Source organism: Caballeronia sp. SEWSISQ10-4 2 (assembly GCF_030464885.1).
Classification (GTDB): Bacteria; Pseudomonadota; Gammaproteobacteria; order Burkholderiales; family Burkholderiaceae; genus Caballeronia.
The window spans coordinates 79,247-96,741 of record NZ_JALPRJ010000001.1 but is presented as its reverse complement, the minus strand read 5'-3'; the positions used below and the strand labels follow the sequence as shown (position 1 = coordinate 96,741).

Here is a 17,495-nt window from a genome sequence, read left to right as displayed (position 1 = left end):
AAACGCACTGCCGGACGCGAAGGTCCGGCAGCTGCTCGATTTGCTGCGTTGCGGTGCTTCCGGCAATGTTTCCCGCGGTTTTGGATCAGTTCTGCCGATCCGCCGCTTTACGATTCAACGCGCGATAACCGATGTCCCGCCGATACTGCATGCCGTCGAACGTGATTTGATTGATCGTATCGTAGACGACCGATTGCGCGCCGCGCACCGAATCCGACAACCCCACCACGCACAGCACACGTCCGCCCGATGTGCTGAGCTTGCCGTTTTCCAGCGTGGTGCCGGCATGGAACGTCACGGCTTCGGGCGTTTCCGGTGGAACGCCGTTGATCCGGTCACCCTTGCGCGGCGTGTCCGGATAGTTGTGCGCGGCCAGCACGACGCCGAGCGCCGTGCGCCGGTCCCACTCAATTTCCGCCGTCGCCAGCGTCCCGGCGATGGCCAGTTCAACCACCTTCGAGAAATCGCCTTTCAGGCGCGCCATGATCGGCTGCGTTTCCGGATCGCCCATGCGGCAATTGAATTCGAGCGTTTTCGGGTTGCCGTGCGCGTCGATCATCAGGCCGGCGTACAGGAAACCGGTGTATCGGATGCCTTCCTGCTCCATGCCACGCACGGTCGGCAGGATGATTTCGCGCATCACGCGCGCGTGCAGTTGCGGTGTGACGATTGGCGCGGGCGAATACGCGCCCATGCCGCCGGTGTTCGGACCCTTGTCGCCGTCGAGCAAACGCTTGTGGTCCTGGCTCGACGCCAGCGCCAGCACGTGCTTTCCGTCCACCATCACGATAAAGCTCGCTTCCTCGCCATCCAGGAACTCTTCGATCACCACGCGCGCACCGGCGTCGCCCAGTTTGTTGTCGGCGAGCATGGAGTCGACGGCCGCGTGCGCTTCTTCCAGCGTTGTTGCCACGACCACGCCCTTGCCGGCCGCAAGTCCGTCAGCCTTGATGACGATGGGCGCGCCTTTCGTGTCGAGATACGCGTGGGCGGCAGCGATGTCCGTGAAGGTCTCGTATTCGGCCGTCGGAATGGCGTGGCGCTTCATGAACGCCTTCGCAAAGTCCTTCGAGCTTTCCAGCTGCGCAGCTTCCTTGGTCGGGCCGAAAATCTTCAGGCCGCGCGAGCGGAACAAATTGACAATACCCGCCGCCAGCGGACCCTCGGGGCCGACCACGGTCAGCGCAATCTGCTCCTTCTCGGCGAAATCGGCGAGCGCTGCGGGATCGGTGATGTCGACATTGAGCAGACGTTCGTCCTGAGCCGTGCCGCCGTTACCCGGCGCGACATAAACCATCTGCACGCGCGGCGACTGCGCGAGTTTCCACGCGAGCGCATGTTCGCGACCGCCGGAACCGACGACGAGTAACTTCATTTAAATCCTCGAAGATCTTAAGAAATTCATGGCGGCAGCAGGGCGGACCGGTATGAATCATCTGAACCGGTTCGCCGCGCCTGATCCGCGGATATTGCTTTGCCGTGCGCCGGATCTCTGCCGGACGTCTGCCGAATGCCCGCCGTGCGCATTGACTCGGGGAAGCGGTTCGCGCCATCACGCGGCTGCGCCACGCAACTTCCCGGCTGCCAAACACCGCTTACGGCTGGGTTCGACTCACTTCAACGACTATGTCGAGCTCGCATCTCAGCTCGCATCTCAGGCTCACGTTCTGGCGCACATGCCTGATGCGGGCGCCTCTCACATAACGCGCGAACCGGCGGGTTTATTCGCGCATGGGCCGCCGATATTCGCTTGCGTCCGCATCCGTGCTCGGCTGCCAAAACACGTGCTCAACGCTGACTCAACACATACTGCACATGCACCAACCGAGCCAGAAGTGGCTACCGGGTTATCCGGCGGGTTATCCGGCGCTCATCGGGCGCACCTTTACCCCAGGGGTGCTCAGCCAAGCCCGTCCGGCGCGGCTCACCTGCCCGGCGATCACTCTTCGTCGATGGTCGCGTTGGTGTAAACCTCTTGCACGTCGTCCAGATTTTCCAGCGCGTCGAGCAATTTCTGCATTTTTGCCGCGTCTTCGCCGGTGAACTCGACTTCGGTCTGCGGCTTCATGATGACTTCGGCCACTTCCGCCTTGAAACCCGCTGCTTCCAGCGCATCTTTCACCTTCTGGAAGTCGTTGGCGGGGCAAACCACTTCAATGCTGCCGTCGTCATTCGTCACCACGTCGTCCGCGCCTGCTTCGAGCGCCGCCTCCATCAGCTTGTCCTCGGACGTGCCGGGAGCGAACAGGAACTGGCCGACGTGGTCGAACATGAACGCCACCGAGCCGTCCGTGCCCATGTTGCCGCCGAACTTCGAGAACGCATGGCGGACTTCCGCGACGGTCCGGGTACGGTTGTCCGTCATGGTGTCCACGATGATCGCCGCACCGCCGATACCGTAGCCTTCGTAGCGAATTTCTTCATACGTCGCACCGTCGACACCACCCACGCCGCGCTGGATCGCGCGGTTGATGTTGTCCTTGGGCATGTTGGCGTCATAGGCCTTTTCAACGGAGAGCCGCAGACGCGGATTCGTGTCGATCTCTCCGCCGCCCAAGCGCGCCGCGACCTGAATTTCCTTGATAAGACGCGTCCAGACCTTGCCACGCTTGGCATCGGTCGCCGCTTTCTTATGCTTGATGTTGGCCCATTTTGAATGACCCGCCATACCTTTCTCCATCGCGCGCGAGCTTTTCTCGCACGCCTGTGTGTCAATGATGCCGCCCTATCCCGAAAAGGCGCTTTTCGCCGGCCGGCATTTTTTGTTCGCGCTGCATCGTTGCAGGGCGTGTGGCACGGCGAGGAGCGGCGCACGCCCTGTTTTTGCGGTTCTTCGGGGCAGGACCGGACGCTGATGATCGGCGAATCTGCGAATAAATCCTCCGACGACCTGCCGCCAGCCGAATGACGCCAGCCAATCCGTCAGCGCACGAACCGCTCGCACGAACCGCTTATTTGGCGGACCCGAATTTTATCATGGCGCGCCGCTTCAGCAGGCTTTGGCCGTACTCAGACGGTACGTGCATCCGTGCGCGCCTGCCTTGTTTGCCCCTGCTGCACGTCAGTTTTTCGTGCCGAACAGCCGGTCGCCGGCGTCGCCCAGGCCCGGCACGATATACGCGTGCTCATTCAAATGGGAGTCGAGCGAGGCCACGTACAGCTTCACGTCGGGGTGGGCATCGGAGAAAACTTTCACGCCTTCCGGCGCCGCGACCAGCGCCACGAAAATGATGTTCTCACCGAGCACCTTGCGCCGCTTCATCACGTCCACGGCGTGGACCGCCGAATAGCCGGTCGCCACCATTGGATCGCACAGGATGAACACGCGCTCTTCCAGATCGGGGGGCAGGCGCACGAGATACTCGACTGGCCGGTGGTCTTCCGCGCGATACACGCCGATATGACCGACCCGAGCCGACGGAATCAGGTCCAGCAGCCCGTCAGACATGCCGATGCCGGCCCGCAGCACCGGCACGATAGCCAGCTTCTTGCCGGCGATCACGGGTGAGTCGACGGTGACCAGCGGGGTCTCGACACGCTTGGTGGTCAGCGGAAGATTGCGCGTGATTTCGTAGCCCATCAGCAGCGTGATTTCGCGCAGCAACTCCCGGAACGTACGCGTGGACGTGTCCTTGTCCCGCATGTGCGTCAGCTTGTGCTGGATCAGCGGGTGGTTGAGGATGAAGAGATTGGGAAAGCGGCTGTCCTGTTTCATGGAATTCGCGCGGTTGCCGCGGCATTAAGTGTGGATTCGAGTAAATCGGGTGGTGCGTCTGGTTCGGGCGCCGCATTGCCGAGAGGCGTGTCCGGGGCCGCAGGCGGCACGGCCTCGCATGGCTGAGCTTAGGCAGTGACGCCAGTTTACCCAAATTAGGCGCGGCCAAAGCAGAGATTGCGGGCGATAGGCCGTCTGGTCTATTGCGCGGCCGACGTCCGATCCCTCATTCTTCTAGAATTGCATCACGCGATCCGCATGACGGATGGCGAGCCAGAATTCGACACAAGACTTCATGACCTGGCTTTTGATCGATTTCTACCGGTTTCAACGCGGGCAACCACAAGGGGACAGCAATGGACATGGGAATCAAGGGGCGCACGGCGCTCGTGTGCGCGGCCAGCAAGGGTTTGGGACGCGGGTGCGCGGAGGCGCTGGCGGCTGAGGGTGTCAACCTCGTGATCGTAGCGCGCACGGCAGGACCGCTCGAAGCCACAGCCGAGCATCTTCGTGCAAGCTTTGGCGTGAATGTGACGGCGGTGGCGTGCGACATCACCACGACAGAAGGGCACGCCGCGGCGCTGGCCGCGTGCCCTGCGCCGGACATTCTCGTGAACAACGCCGGTGGCCCGCCGGCGGGCGATTTCCGGCAATTTACACGCGACGACTGGATCAAGGCGCTCGATTCGAACATGCTGACGCCCATCGAACTGATCAAGCTGACGCTCGACGGCATGATCGAGCGTGGTTTTGGGCGCATCGTGAATATCACGAGTTCGTCGGTGAAGGCGCCTATTGACGTGTTGGGTTTGTCGAACGGCGCGCGTTCGGGGCTAACGGGTTTCATCGCGGGCTTGTCGCGCAAGGTCGCGGCAAGCGGCGTCACGATCAACAACCTGCTACCGGGCTCTTTCGACACCGACCGGCTCGTCACCACGTTCGAGGCGGACGCGAAGGCCAACAACATCACAGTGGAAGAAGCCAAGAAGCGCCGCATGAGCCGGCTGCCCGCTGGCCGCTTCGGTACGGCCGAGGAGTTTGGCAAGGCGTGCGCCTACCTGTGCAGCGTCCATGGGGGCTATATCACCGGGCAGAACCTGCTGATCGATGGCGGTGCTTATCCGGGCACGTATTGATTCGAATTCCATAAAACATGACAACAGAGAGGCATTCGATGACCCCACGCGTTGCGTTGATCGCGCATGACATGAAGAAGGACGACATTGTGGCGCTGGCCGGCGAGTTTGCGGCCACGTTGGCGCAGTGCCGGCTGGTGGCAACCGGTACGACCGGCGCGCGAATCGCGGCGGCCCATGGGCTGGAGGTGGAGCGCAAGCTCTCCGGTCCGTTCGGCGGCGACCTGCAGATTGGCGCCGAACTGGCGGAGGGGCGTGTCGACGTGGTGATTTTCCTGCGCGACCCCATGACGCCGCAACCGCACGAACCCGATATCAACGCGCTCGTGCGCGCGTGCGACGTGCACAACGTAGCGTGTGCGACGAACCTCGCGACGGCACGCATGATTCTCGATGATCTGAAGCTACGCCTGGGTCGAGCTTAGGTCGAGTTCAGGTCGTACTGCACAGTGACCGGCTGACGCCGGCAAAAGGAGACAAGGGTGACAAAAGCAATTCGCTTCAATAAAACCGGTGGCCCGGAAGTGATGAAATGGGTGGACGTCGAGGTGGGCGAGCCGGGCAAGGGCGAGATTCGCGTGAAGCATCATGCGGTCGGCTTGAACTATATCGATGTGTACTTTCGTACCGGGCTTTATCCAATGCCGCTGCCCGGCGGCATCGGCATGGAAGCGGCGGGCGAGGTAACCGCGGTCGGTGAAGGCGTGACGGATTTCAAAGCGGGCGATCGTGTGGCCTATGCGTCGCGGCCGCCGGGCGCTTATGCAGAGGAACGGGTGATGTCGACCCAATATGTCGTGCGCTTGCCTGACGCAATCGGGTATGAGGACGCGGCGTCGGTGATGTTGCAGGGCTTGACCGCGCAATATCTGCTGCGACGGACGTATCGCGTGAAAGCCGGCGATACGATCCTGATCCACGCGGCGGCCGGCGGCGTGGGCATGCTTGCTTGCCAGTGGGCCAAGGCGCTGGGCGCGACGGTGATCGGCACGGTTGGATCGGACGAAAAGGCCGAACTGGCGAAGGCGCACGGCTGCGATCATCCGATCGTCTATACCCGTGAGGACTTCACGAAGCGCGTGCGCGAAATCACGAGCGGCGCGGGCGTGCCGGTGGTCTACGATTCGATCGGCAAGGACACGTACACGGCATCGCTCGACTGCCTCGCGCCGTTGGGCATGTTCGTGAGTTTCGGCAATACGTCGGGGCCGTTGCCGCCCATCGATTCGTCGGAGTTCGCCGGGCGTGGTTCGCTTTATTTCACGCGGCCGGCGTTGTTCAGCTATATCGCCAAACGCAGCGATCTCGAGGAGACGGCGGCCGAGTTGTTCAACGTGTTGAGCACGGGGCAAGTGAAGACGAGCGTGCGGCAGCGGTATCCGTTGGCTGAAGCGGCGAAAGCGCATGAGGATCTGGAAGCGCGGCGGACGACAGGATCGACTATTTTCCTGCCTTGATGGGAGCGTGAAAGGACGGGGCGGCGGGATTCTTTCGTGCCGCACCGTCTTGTGGTCTTGTGCGGAAGCGGCGAATAAGCGCGCGTAAAAAGTTGTCGGCGGGTGAGCGCGTATGGGCTGCCGCTCTATCTGCGCCACAAAAACGTCAGCGCCAGGATCAGCGTGAAACATCTCGCTGCGAACGCTTTCCACGGCGTCCTTTACACATTATTTACGCCTGCGTTCCGATCTTTGACCCGGCTTTTATGCCGACGCGCTTAATGTTCGAGGCCATCGTTCAATACCCGGACCAACAGGTGGCGAGACGAGCCAACCTGACGAAAGACCCTATAACGAACCGGATAGCGGAAACGCAAGAACCAGCAGTTGGTCATACTAGGAAAGTCACGCGTCAATGCGTGGACACCGGCGAACCCGAAGAACCTGATCCTCGCCCTGGATGCGATTGCGCCAACAAGCTAAAAAATGAACCGCCCAAACCCAGACGAGCTGCTCGGAAAGCTGCAAAGAGAGGAGGAAAAGCGTCATCGCGGACGGCTGAAGATTTTTTTTGGCGCCTCGGCCGGAGTGGGCAAGACCTACGCCATGCTTCTTGCCGCGCGAAGCAGAAAGGAGCAGGGCGACGACGTAGTCATCGGCATAGTGGAAACGCACGGCAGGAGCGAAACCACCGCGTTACTGGAAGACCTCGAACAACTGCCGCCGGCGAACATGATGTATCGCGGCCATGCGCTCAAGGAATTTGATCTCGACGGAGCGCTTCAACGCCACCCGCAGCTTTTACTCGTCGACGAACTCGCTCACTCGAACGTTCCCGGTGCTCGTCATCTGAAACGCTGGCAGGACGTGCATGAACTGCTGGACGCGGGTATTGACGTCTATACCACGGTCAATGTCCAGCATCTGGAAAGCCTGAACGACATCGTGGGGCAGATCACGCAGATCCGCGTCTTCGAGACCGTGCCGGATCGCGTTCTGGATCAAGCCGATGAAGTCACGCTAGTCGATCTTCCGCCCGAGGAACTGCTCGAACGGCTGCGCCACGGCAAGGTCTACATGCCGCAGCAAGCGGAACACGCGGTTCGCAATTTCTTCCGCAAAGGCAACCTGATCGCGCTGCGCGAACTGGCGCTGCGGCGCACGGCGGATCGCGTCGATGCCCAGATGCGCGAGTACCGCGCGGACCGGTCTATCGACAGGATCTGGCAGGCGCGCGACCGGCTGGTGGTGTGCATCGGGCCGGGGCCGGAGGCGCCTACGCTGGTGCGCGCCGCAGCACGGCTCGCGGCAAGTCTTCGTTCCGACTGGATCGCGGTGTACGTCGAAACACCGCGACTGCAAAAACTCTCCGATACCCGTCGCGAACGCACGCTGGGCGCGCTCAAACTCGCCGCCGAACTTGGCGCGGAGACGGTGACGCTGGCCGGTGCGGATGCGGTCGCGACGCTGATCGGTTATGCGCAGGCGCGCAACGCGTCGAAGCTGGTGGCGGGGGCGTCGAAGCGGCGCGGTTTCGCCCGCTGGCTAAAACGCTCGTTCGGCGAGCGGTTGGCGGAACACGCGGGCGACCTCGATCTCACGTTGATTCGCGCGCGGGAGGGTGAGCAAAGAGAGGGAGGCGCTCCATTGCCGCAAGAGGAAGGGATCGCTCCCGACTGGCGCGACGCGTTGAGCGCCGCGCGCGAGCAGCGCTCGGCGCCGCGTGGCTATGCGTACGCCATCGCGATCTGCGCGGCTATCACGCTGCTTGCAAGCCAGATCCGCGATCATTTCGATCTCACGAATCTCGTGATGTTTTATCTCATCGGCGTGATTTACGCGGCGGCGCGCATCGGCCGTGGTCCGGGCGTGCTGCTCTCGTTCCTGAGCGTCGCGGCCTTCGACTTCTTCTTCGTGCCGCCGCGCATGTCGCTGTCCGTCTCCGATACCCAATACCTGCTGACCTTTGCCGGCATGTTGCTGACGTCGTTGGTGATCAGCCATCTCACGTCGAGCTTGCGGGGCGAGGCGCGCGTTGCGTCAAAGCGCGAGCGCCGCACGGGCGCGATGTACGCGATGGCCGGCGAACTCGGCGCGGCGCTGGCGACCGAGCAGATCGTGGGTATCGGCATGCGGCATGTGAGTGAAGTGTTTCGCGCGAAGGTCGCCATGTTGCTGCCCGATTCCACCGACAAGGTCCGCCAGAAACTCGACCCGTCGGATACGTCCGCTGCCGCCTTGCTGCTCGATGCAAGTACGCTGGATCTCGATGTCGGCCAATGGGTGTACGACCAGCAGAAGCCGGCCGGCCGCGGCACGGACACGCTGCCTGCAGCGGCCGCGCTATATCTGCCGCTCAAGGCGCCAATGCGCACGCGCGGCGTGCTCGCGGTCGCCACGCGTAATGCGGGCGAGCTCGACGTGCCCGAGCAAAAGCGCATGCTCGACGCGTTTGCCGCGCAGATCGCGTTGGCGCTCGAACGGGTGCATTACGTCGAGATTGCCCGCGATGCGCTCGTCAGCATGGAGTCCGAGCGCCTGCGCAATTCGCTGCTGTCCGCCATCTCGCACGATTTGCGCACGCCGCTCACGACCATCGTTGGTTTTGCATCGATGCTCGCGGAAGCGCGGGGCGACACCCGTTCGCCGGCAAATGCCGAATTGATCGCAGCAATTCACGACGAATCGCTGCGCATGACGAGCATTGTCACGAATTTGCTGGACATGGCGCGCTTGCAGGCGGGCGGTTTGCGGCTGAACCTGCAATGGTCGCTGCTGGAGGAGACGGTAGGCGCCGCGTTGCGGGCGTGCCGGCGGGTTTTGAATGGCCGTCCGGTCGAGGTCCGTCTACCTTCCGATCTGCCGTTCCTTCAACTCGATGCCGTGCTGATGGAGCGGTTGTTTTCGAACCTGCTGGAGAACGCCGCGAAGTACACGCCGCCGGGCTCGAAGCTCATCATCGGGGCGGAGAGCGTCAGTGTGGATAACAAGCCGTTCGTGCGGGTTCATATCGACGATTTCGGTCCGGGTTTGCCGGCGAACATGGAAGACCGTGTGTTCGAGAAATTCACGCGTGGCGAGAAGGAGTCGGCCAAGCCGGGCATTGGACTTGGGCTCTCGATTTGCCGCGCTATTGTGGAAGCGCACGGCGGTACAATCGGCGCGAATAACCGGCTGGATGTGAGCCTTCCCGACGCGCCGGTTCAGGGCGCGCGCTTCTGGTTCACCTTGCCCGTCGATGCACCACCGCCCGTGCCAAGTTTCTCCGATGAAGCCGAGCAGGACTTCGTCGATTTTCCTCCGTCGGACCCTAAAGCCCATGAGCGAACCTAACCTCACCGTCGTGTTGATCGAGGACGAAAAGCAGATTCGCCGCTTTGTGCGTGCGTCGCTGGAGGCCGAAGGCATTACCGTGCACGAGGCGGAAACGGGCAAGCAGGGGCTGGTGGACGCGGCGACGCGCAAGCCGGATCTCGTGATCGTCGATCTCGGTTTGCCCGACACCGACGGCCTCGACGTGATCCGTGAGTTGCGGAGCTGGACCGAGCTGCCGGTGATCGTGCTGTCGGCGCGAACTCAGGAGGAGGAGAAGGTCGCGGCGCTGGACGCCGGTGCCGACGATTACCTCACCAAGCCGTTCGGCGTATCGGAATTGATGGCGCGGATTCGCGCGCATTTGCGGCGTCGCAATCAGGCGGCGTCGAGTGAATCGCCTTTGGTGAAATTCGGCGATGTCGTCATCGATCTCGGCTTGCGCCAGGTCACGCGTGCGGGTGCGCCCGTGCATCTGACCCCGATCGAATACCGGCTGCTGTCCACGCTCGTACGGCACGCTGGCCGTGTGTTGACGCACCGCCAGTTACTGCGCGAAGTGTGGGGGCCGTCGCATGTGGAAAGCCACCACTACCTGCGCATCTACATGGCGCATTTGCGGCAGAAGCTTGAACGCGATGCCGCGCAGCCGGAGCACATCGTGACTGAGACCGGTGTGGGTTATCGGTTGATCGGGGCTGTCTGAAGCGCGTCGAGCACGTCGTCTATCGGCACGTCGCCGCCGACAAACCCTATCACCTCGTCCCGCACGTCACGTGTGATGCATGCCACCGTGACGCGGGCGACGTCTTCGCGTGAAACGGGCGCTGCGTTCAAGCCGCGTTGGGTGGAGAGTGCGATTGTGCCGCGGCCGACTTCGTCGGAGAGCGGTCCGGGTCGCAGGATCACGTACGGAACGCCGTTTGCCTGGACGTAGTCGTCGGCTTGGCGCTTCATTTTCGAGTAGTGCTTGAGCGCGAGCGGGCTGGATTCTGGCCAGTACGCGGAGATCGCGCTGATGACCACGAGCTGTTTTGTGCGGCGGCGTTTGGCGTAGTCGGCGGTGCGTTGCACGGCGTCGCGATCGATCGCGCGTTCTTCGTTCACGCCTTCGCTTTCCGCCGATCCTGCGGCGTAGACCACGTGCGTGACGTCGTCAAAGGCGTGGGAGAAATCGTTTGTCAGGTCGCCGAGTACGATTTCGGCGCCGAGTGCGGCGAACTCACCGCGGTGCGCGGATTTACGCAGCAGGACTTTGAAGGGCAGGGATGCGGCGCGGAGTTGCCGGGCAATGTGGCGGCCGGTCCGGCCGTGCGCGCCGATGAGCAGGACTTTCATTGCTGTTGGCTCCTTCTGTTTGTGGGCAGGAGCTAAAACGGTAAGCGATTTTTGGAATCCATGCACGCGGGAGGCGCTTACCCCCCCGCCCAAACTCCTCACTCAATGACACGAGCAGGTCCAGTCCGACCCCTGCGCCCCCGCCGTTCCTCCGACCAGATCCGAATCCGGTCCATATAAAGATAAACCACCGGCGTTGTATAAAGCGTCAGCAACTGACTCACGATCAACCCGCCCACAATCGCAATCCCGAGCGGCGCGCGCATCTCCGATCCCTCGCCGGTCCCGAAAGCCAGCGGCAACGCGCCTAACAGCGCCGCGGCAGTCGTCATCATGATCGGCCGGAAGCGCAGCAAACACGCCTCTTCAATCGCCTCACGCGACGTCGCGGCCCCATGGCGCTGCGCCTGGATCGCAAAGTCCACCATCATGATCGCGTTCTTCTTCACGATGCCGATCAGCAAGATCACCCCGATCAACGCGATGATGCTGAACTCCGTCTTGAACAGCAGCAGTGCAAGCAGCGCGCCAATACCCGCTGACGGCAATGTCGAGAGAATCGTGATCGGGTGGATATAACTCTCATACAGAATCCCGAGGACGATATACACCGCCGCGAGCGCGGCGAGAATCAGGACCGGCTGATCCTTGGTGGAGTCCTGGAACTGCTGTGCCGTGCCCGCAAAACTGCCGTGAATCGTGCTGGGCACACCGATGGTCGCCATGGTCTCGTAGATGGCAGCGGTGGCATCCGAGAGCGACTTGCCGGGCGGCAGGTTGAATGAGATCGTCGATGCCACGAACTGGCTCTGGTGATTCACCGACAGCGGCGTGTTGCCCGGCCCGAACTTGGCGATGGCCGAAAGCGGGATCATCGTTTCCTTCGACGTCGATACCGCCGCGCCCGACGACGAACTGGACTTGCCGCTAGCCGCAATGGCGTTTGTCGCCGCATTGCGGATGGACGCGAGCGCCAGTGTGCTCGTCGTATCGGTTGATGACGTACCGCTGCTCGAACTGATGGACGTGGATGTGATCTTGGACGTCGTCGTGGTCGCATTCGTCGATGCAGCCCCGCTCGCAGTACCGCCCGACGTGCTCACATAGATTTGCTTGAGCATTTCCGGGTCTTGCCAGTATTTCGGCGCGACTTCCATCACGACGTGATACTGGCTCAGCTCGTTGTAGATGGTGGACACCTGGCGTTGGCCGAAGGCGTCATAGAGCGTGTTGTCGATCTGCGCCGGCTGGATCCCCAGGCGCGCCGCCGTTGCCCGGTCGAACGTGACGAAGGACTCCAGGCCGCCTTGCTGCTGGTCTGAATTGACATCGGCGAGTTCGGGGCGGGTCAGCAGGGCGTCAGTGAGCTTCGGCCCCCACGTGTAGAGATCGGTGGTGGAATCGGCGAGCAGCGTGAACTGGTATTGCGCGTTCGATTGCCGCCCGCCCGCGCGAATGTCCTGCACGGCTTGCAGGAAGGTCCGCACGCCCGCGACGTCGGAAAGCGGCGCACGCAGGCGCTGGATCACCTGTTCGGCAGACACCTTGCGCACGGTTTTCGGCTTCAGCGAAATGAACATGAAGCCCGAATTGGTCTGCCGCCCGCCCGTGAAACCCGCAACGCTTTCAACGGCCGGATCGGCTTGCACCACCCGCATCATTTCCGAAAACTTGCCCTTCATCGCCTGGAACGACGTGCTCTGGTCGGCCTGGATACCGCCAACAATCCTCCCCGTATCCTGCTGCGGGAAAAATCCCTTCGGCACGATGATGTACAAGTACACATTCAAGCCGACGGTGGCGAGGAGCACCAGCAACACGACCCGCGGATGCGCGAGCGCGACGCCAAGCGTGCGCGCGTAGCCACCCTGCATGCGGACGAACTGGCGTTCGAGCCAGCGCGAAAGCCGGCCGGGCGGCTTCTGGTTTTGCGGCTCATGCAGCAAACGCGCACACATCATGGGCGTGACCGTCAGCGAGACGACCAGCGAAACGGCGATCGCGAGCGACAGCGTCAGCGCGAATTCGCGGAACAGCCGCCCGACAATGCCACCCATCAACAGGATCGGGAGGAACACGGCCACCAGCGAAATGCTCATTGACAGCACCGTGAAGCCCACTTCCTGCGCACCGAGAATCGCGGCCTTCATGCGCGGGACGCCATTTTCGATATGCCGCGAGATATTTTCGAGCACGACGATGGCGTCGTCGACCACGAAACCCGTCGCAATGGTCAAGGCCATCAGCGAGAGGTTATCGAGCGAGAACCCGAGCAGGTACATGGCGGCAAAGGTGCCGATGATCGAGATCGGGACAGCCACGCTCGGAATCAGCGTCGCGCGCCAGTTGCGCAGGAACAGGAACACGACCATCACGACCAGCGCCACCGCAACGATCAGCGTGAATTCCGTGTCATGCAGCGACGAGCGGATCGTGGTCGAACGGTCGGACGTGGGGGTGATCTCGACGTCGGCCGGGAGCGCTGCCTGGAGTTGCGGCACCATCGCCTTCACGCGGTCGATGGTGTCGATAATGTTCGCGCCCGGCTGCCGGTACAGGATCACAAGCACGGCGCGCTTGTTATTGATGAGGCCCAGGTTGCGCAGGTCCTCGACCGAATCGACTACTTCGCCTACATCGCTCAGATGCACTGCCGCGCCGTTCCGGTAAGCCACCACCAGGTCGCGATATTGCGCGGCCTTGCTCGCCTGATCGTTGGTATAGAGCTGGAAGTGCGTGCCGTTGAACTCGATGGCACCCTTCGGACTGTTCGCATTCGCCGACGCCAGCGCCGCGCGAACATCTTCCAGGCCGATGCCGTAGTGAAACAGCGCGTTCGGTTCCAGTTCCACGCGCACAGCCGGATTCGCCGAGCCGCTCACGTCCACTTCGCCGACACCCGGCACGGTGGAGAGCGTTTGCTGCAGCACGGTCGCGGCGGAATCGTAGAGCGAACCCGCCGTGCGCGTGGGGGAGGAGAGCGCGAGAATCAGGATAGGCGCGTCGGCCGGGTTGACCTTGTGATACGTCGGATTGCTTCTGAGTGATGTGGGAAGATCGGCGCGCGATGCGTTGATGGCGGCCTGCACGTCACGCGCAGCGCCGTCGATGTCGCGGTTCAACCCGAATTGCAACGTGATCCGCGCCGAGCCGACCGAGCTTTGCGACGTCATTTCGGTGACGTCGGCAATCGAGCCGAGATGGCGCTCCAGCGGACTCGCCACGCTGGTCGCGACCGTTTCCGGACTCGCGCCGGGCAAGCTTGCCTGGACCGAGATGGTCGGGAAATCGACTTGCGGCAACGGCGCGACCGGTAGCTTGGTGAACGCGAACAGGCCGGCGAGCGCAATACCGATGGCCAGCAGCGTGGTAGCGACCGGGCGCGCGATGAACGGTTGCGACAGGTTCATGCGCTTACTCCGTTTCGCTAGCCGGGCGTGGCGGCGCGTCCCGGTGGAAACGCGCTCGCACGCGGCGGGCGAGCGAATCGAAGCCGAGATAGATCACCGGCGTAGTGAATAGCGTAAGCGCTTGCGACACGATCAAACCACCCACGATCGCAATGCCCAGCGGCCGCCTCAGTTCAGAGCCCGCACCCCAGCCGAGCATCAGCGGCAAGGCGCCGAGGAGCGCAGCCATGGTCGTCATCAGGATGGGCCGGAAGCGCAGCAAACACGCCTGATAGATCGCATCGCGTGGACTCTTGCCTTGTTCGCGTTCGGCTTCCAGCGCGAAGTCGATCATCATGATGGCGTTCTTTTTCACGATGCCGATCAGCAGCACGATGCCGATGATCCCGATGATGTCGAGGTCGTGCCCGGTGATCATCAGCGAAAGCAGCGCGCCAACGCCTGCCGACGGCAGCGTCGACAGAATCGTGATCGGGTGAATGAAGCTTTCGTACAGCACGCCCAGCACGATGTACATGGTGACGATCGCGGCGAGGATCAGGAACAGCTCGTTTGACAGCGACGCCTGGAAGGCGAGCGCCGCGCCCTGGAAGCGAATCTGGAACGACGCAGGCAAGCCGATGTCCTGCTTCGCCTGATCGATCGCTTTCACCGCCGCGCCGAGCGACGCGCCGGGGGCGAGGTTGAACGAGACCGTGGTCGCGGGGAACTGGCCGAGGTGCGTGACCAGCAGCGGCGCGGCACGCTCATGGAAGCTCGCGATGGTCGATAGCGGCACTTGCCCGCTCGTGGCCGTTGAGGACGGCAGATAGATGCCGTTCAGCGTCTCGCTGTAGTGCGCGTCGGTCGGCTGGGATTCCAGGATCACGCGATACTGGTTCGACTGCGTGAAGATGGTCGAAATGATGCGCTGGCCGAATGCGTCGTAGAGGGCGTTATCGACGGTAGCCGGCGTAATGCCGAAGCGCGCAGCCGTCGCCCGGTCGATTTCCACGTACACCGACTGGCCGTTCTGCTGCAGGTCGGTCGCGACATCCGCCAGTTCAGGCGATTGCTGCAAGCGCGCGGTCAGTTTCGGCACCCATTCCGCGAACTCGGCCGAATTCGGGTCGGTCAGCATGAACTGGTATTGCGTCGGGCTGACGGTGGAATCGATGGTCAAGTCCTGCACCGGCTGCATGTAGAGCCGGATGCCCGGAATGTTCGCCACGTCCTTCTGCAGCGCGCGGATCACGTCGCTCGACGTGTTGCTGCGGTCGTCGCGCGGTTTCAGGTTGATCAGCATCCGGCCGCTGTTCAGCGTGATATTGGTTCCATCCACGCCGATGAACGACGTCAGGCTCTCGATGTCGGGGCTCTTCAGGACCTGCGCGGCAAGCGCCTGCTGTTGCTCGGCCACTGCCTGGTACGAAGCGGCTTGCGGCGCTTGCGTAATCGCCTGGATCACGCCGGTATCCTGGATCGGGAAGAAGCCTTTCGGAATCCAGATGTAGAGCAGGGCGGTGAGAATGAGCGTGAGCAGCGCGACCACCAGGGTCGAACGCTGCCGGTCGAGCACCCATGTCAGCGCGACGCCATAACGCCCGATCACGTAATCGATGAATTGATGCGCGCGCGCTTCGAAGCGACCGCTCTCCTTCGGCGGGGTATGCCGCAGCAGCTTCGCGCAGAGCATGGGCACGAGCGTGAGCGAGACGATTGCCGAGATCACGATGGTCACCGCGAGCGTGATCGCGAATTCGTGGAACAGGCGCCCGACCACATCGCCCATGAACAAAAGCGGAATCAGCACCGCGATCAACGATACGGTCAGCGAAATGATCGTGAAGCCGATCTGCTTGGAACCCTTCAGCGCCGCTTCGAGCGGCGACTCGCCGTCCTCCACGTAACGCGCGATGTTCTCGATCATCACGATGGCGTCGTCGACGACAAAACCCGTCGCAATGGTCAAGGCCATCAGCGAAAGGTTGTCAAGCGAGAAGCCGCACAGATACATCACGGCAAGCGTGCCGATCAGCGAAACAGGGACCGACAAACTCGGGATCAGCGTCGCCCAGACGTTCGCGAGGAACAGGTAGATCACCAGCACGACCAGCACCACGGAAAGCGCTAGCTCGAACTGTACGTCGCGCACCGAGGCGCGAATGGTCGTGGTGCGGTCGGTGACGATGCGCACGTCGAGCGCGGCGGGCAGCGCCGCTTGCAATTGCGGCAGGATTGCCTTGATGCCGTCGACCACTGCGATCACGTTCGCACCCGGCTGGCGCTGCACGTTCAGGATGATGGCCGGCGTGTTGTCCACCCACGCGCCGAGCTTGGTGTTTTCCGGACCCTGGACGACCGTTGCGACGTCGGTCAGCATCACCGGCCGGCCGTTCTTGTAAGCGATGACCGCGCTCTGGTAGGCGTTGGCGTCGGTGAGCTGGTCGTTCGCGTTGATCGTGTAGGCGCGCGAAGGGCCGTCGAAACTACCCTTTGGCGTGTTGACGTTCAGGTTCGAAATAGTGGTGCGCAAGTCGTCGATGTTCAGGCCGTACGACGCCAGTGCGCGTGTGTTCGCCTGGATCCGAACAGCCGGGCGATTGCCGCCGCTGACCGACACCAGCCCCACGCCCCCGACCTGCGAGATCTTCTGCGCAAGACGGGTGTCGGCGAGATCCTGGACTTGCGTGAGCGGCAAGGTCTTCGAACTGATCGCAAGCGTGATGATGGGGGCGTCGGCGGGATTCACTTTCGCGTAGATCGGCGGTGCGGGCAGGTCGGACGGCAGCAGGTTGCCCGCTGCGTTGATGGCCGCCTGCACTTCCTGCTCGGCGATGTCGAGCGGCAGGTCGAGACTGAATTGCAGCGTGATGACGGACGCGCCCGCCGAACTCTGCGACGACATCTGGTTCAGGCTGGCCATCTGCCCGAACTGCTTTTCAAGCGGCGCGGTGACCGAGGTGGTCATCACGTCCGGCGACGCGCCCGGATAGAACGTCTGCACCTGGATAGTCGGGTAGTCGACGGCCGGCAGCGCGGAGAGCGGCAAGAAGCGCAGCGCGACGAGGCCGACCAGCATGATTGCCGCCATCAGCAGCGCCGTGCCGACCGGACGCAGGATAAATAGACGCGATGGATTCATGCGGGTGCAGTGCGGTTATGGATC

General features: G+C 62.6%; 11 protein-coding genes. 5 read left to right on the top strand and 6 right to left on the bottom strand.

Annotated elements, in window-relative coordinates:
* Positions 1-85: 85 nt before the first annotated feature.
* From purD to upp, 3 genes are all read right to left on the bottom strand, one after another.
* Positions 86-1,375: a phosphoribosylamine--glycine ligase gene (gene purD, locus M0D69_RS00395; RefSeq protein WP_301780131.1), complete on the bottom strand. Its 1,290-nt coding sequence runs from the start codon at positions 1,373-1,375 to the stop codon at positions 86-88.
* Positions 1,376-1,939: 564 nt separating this feature from the next.
* The gene (locus tag M0D69_RS00390) at positions 1,940-2,668 is read right to left on the bottom strand and encodes a YebC/PmpR family DNA-binding transcriptional regulator (RefSeq protein WP_301780130.1); all 729 of its coding nucleotides are present in this window, start codon (positions 2,666-2,668) and stop codon (positions 1,940-1,942) included.
* Positions 2,669-3,061: 393 nt separating this feature from the next.
* The gene (gene upp, locus M0D69_RS00385) at positions 3,062-3,715 is read right to left on the bottom strand and encodes a uracil phosphoribosyltransferase (protein ID WP_047896340.1); all 654 of its coding nucleotides are present in this window, start codon (positions 3,713-3,715) and stop codon (positions 3,062-3,064) included.
* 356 nt (positions 3,716-4,071) lie between these two features.
* Between upp and M0D69_RS00380 the strand changes: the two genes are divergently transcribed.
* The 5 genes from M0D69_RS00380 to kdpE all read left to right on the top strand — a co-directional run bounded on the left by M0D69_RS00380 (position 4,072) and on the right by kdpE (position 10,305).
* Entirely contained in the window at positions 4,072-4,851 is a 780-nt protein-coding gene (locus M0D69_RS00380) for an SDR family oxidoreductase (RefSeq protein ID WP_301780129.1), read from the top strand.
* Between the two features lie 38 nt (positions 4,852-4,889).
* Positions 4,890-5,276: a methylglyoxal synthase gene (locus tag M0D69_RS00375; RefSeq protein ID WP_047896342.1), complete on the top strand. Its 387-nt coding sequence runs from the start codon at positions 4,890-4,892 to the stop codon at positions 5,274-5,276.
* Between the two features lie 57 nt (positions 5,277-5,333).
* Positions 5,334-6,308: a quinone oxidoreductase gene (locus M0D69_RS00370; protein ID WP_301780128.1), complete on the top strand. Its 975-nt coding sequence runs from the start codon at positions 5,334-5,336 to the stop codon at positions 6,306-6,308.
* Between the two features lie 465 nt (positions 6,309-6,773).
* Positions 6,774-9,620 (top strand): sensor histidine kinase KdpD, encoded by a 2,847-nt coding sequence (locus tag M0D69_RS00365; protein WP_301780127.1) that lies wholly within the window; start codon positions 6,774-6,776, stop codon positions 9,618-9,620.
* A complete protein-coding gene (gene kdpE, locus M0D69_RS00360; RefSeq protein ID WP_047896345.1) occupies positions 9,607-10,305 on the top strand; it encodes a two-component system response regulator KdpE in 699 nt (232 codons plus the stop codon). Before M0D69_RS00365 ends, kdpE begins: the two co-directional genes overlap by 14 nt.
* On the opposite strand, the gene M0D69_RS00355 is transcribed toward kdpE, so the two are convergent.
* The 3 genes from M0D69_RS00355 to M0D69_RS00345 form a co-directional block, all read right to left on the bottom strand.
* Positions 10,281-10,937 (bottom strand): SDR family oxidoreductase, encoded by a 657-nt coding sequence (locus tag M0D69_RS00355; RefSeq protein WP_301780126.1) that lies wholly within the window; start codon positions 10,935-10,937, stop codon positions 10,281-10,283. The genes kdpE and M0D69_RS00355 overlap by 25 nt on opposite strands.
* 98 nt (positions 10,938-11,035) lie before the next feature.
* On the bottom strand, positions 11,036-14,347 hold the full coding sequence (locus M0D69_RS00350; protein WP_301780125.1) for an efflux RND transporter permease subunit: 3,312 nt from the start codon (positions 14,345-14,347) through the stop codon (positions 11,036-11,038).
* Between the two features lie 4 nt (positions 14,348-14,351).
* Positions 14,352-17,471, bottom strand: coding sequence for an MdtB/MuxB family multidrug efflux RND transporter permease subunit (locus tag M0D69_RS00345; protein ID WP_301780124.1), 3,120 nt, complete (start codon positions 17,469-17,471; stop codon positions 14,352-14,354).
* Between the last annotated feature and the right edge of the window lie 24 nt (positions 17,472-17,495).

Excerpts from the sequence above, each read along its gene's own strand:
- purD (WP_301780131.1), bottom strand. The coding sequence starts at position 1,375 with ATGAAGTTACTCGTCGTCGGTTCCGGCGGTCGCGAACATGCGCTCGCG.
- M0D69_RS00390 (WP_301780130.1), bottom strand. The coding sequence starts at position 2,668 with ATGGCGGGTCATTCAAAATGGGCCAACATCAAGCATAAGAAAGCGGCG.
- upp (WP_047896340.1), bottom strand. The coding sequence starts at position 3,715 with ATGAAACAGGACAGCCGCTTTCCCAATCTCTTCATCCTCAACCACCCG.
- M0D69_RS00380 (WP_301780129.1), top strand. The coding sequence starts at position 4,072 with ATGGACATGGGAATCAAGGGGCGCACGGCGCTCGTGTGCGCGGCCAGC.
- M0D69_RS00375 (WP_047896342.1), top strand. The coding sequence starts at position 4,890 with ATGACCCCACGCGTTGCGTTGATCGCGCATGACATGAAGAAGGACGAC.
- M0D69_RS00365 (WP_301780127.1), top strand. The coding sequence starts at position 6,774 with ATGAACCGCCCAAACCCAGACGAGCTGCTCGGAAAGCTGCAAAGAGAG.
- kdpE (WP_047896345.1), top strand. The coding sequence starts at position 9,607 with ATGAGCGAACCTAACCTCACCGTCGTGTTGATCGAGGACGAAAAGCAG.
- M0D69_RS00355 (WP_301780126.1), bottom strand. The coding sequence starts at position 10,937 with ATGAAAGTCCTGCTCATCGGCGCGCACGGCCGGACCGGCCGCCACATT.
- M0D69_RS00350 (WP_301780125.1), bottom strand. The coding sequence starts at position 14,347 with ATGAACCTGTCGCAACCGTTCATCGCGCGCCCGGTCGCTACCACGCTG.
- M0D69_RS00345 (WP_301780124.1), bottom strand. The coding sequence starts at position 17,471 with ATGAATCCATCGCGTCTATTTATCCTGCGTCCGGTCGGCACGGCGCTG.